The sequence below is a fragment of the Mesorhizobium sp. M7D.F.Ca.US.004.03.1.1 genome (assembly GCF_003998635.1).
GTDB classification, from domain to species: Bacteria; Pseudomonadota; Alphaproteobacteria; order Rhizobiales; family Rhizobiaceae; genus Mesorhizobium; species Mesorhizobium loti.
Map to the genome: position 1 here is coordinate 1 of NZ_RZQG01001837.1, position 422 is coordinate 422.

1 pseudogene is annotated in these 422 nt (G+C 69.4%); it reads left to right on the forward strand.

The features are described from left to right. A pseudogene (locus tag EN935_RS40300) lies at nt 1-288 on the forward strand (serine/threonine protein phosphatase); the annotation flags it as partial. Nucleotides 289-422 lie beyond the last annotated feature (134 nt).

Sequence of the window (422 nt, forward strand, 5' to 3'; positions counted from 1 at the left end):
GAAAAGCCGGCGCGAGCCGATTGCCGCTGGATCAGCTTTCCGATGATCGACCTGTTGCCGCCGCCAGTGGCGATGCGGCAACAGGCAGCCAGCGCGCTGGAGAGTGCGCGCCGCGACGGCCCCGTGTTGGTGTGCTGCGCGCTCGGCTTCCAGCGCAGCGCTGGCGTTGTTGCCGAATGGCTGGTGGCGACCGGCAGAGCCAGGACGCCGGCGCTTGCCCGCGAGATGCTGATGACGACCGGCCGGCCGGTTCATCTTGCCGAGGCTGCGGAGCGGGCAGCGTCATGACCGGCAATGCCTACCAGGAACGCGCCGGTCGTTTCGCCCGCATGCTGATGCGGCAGGCCGCATGGCCGGCGGCAATTGTGGTGGCCGCCAATATCCTTACGCCCTTGACTGCTTCGCCGCGCGGCGCCTTCGGG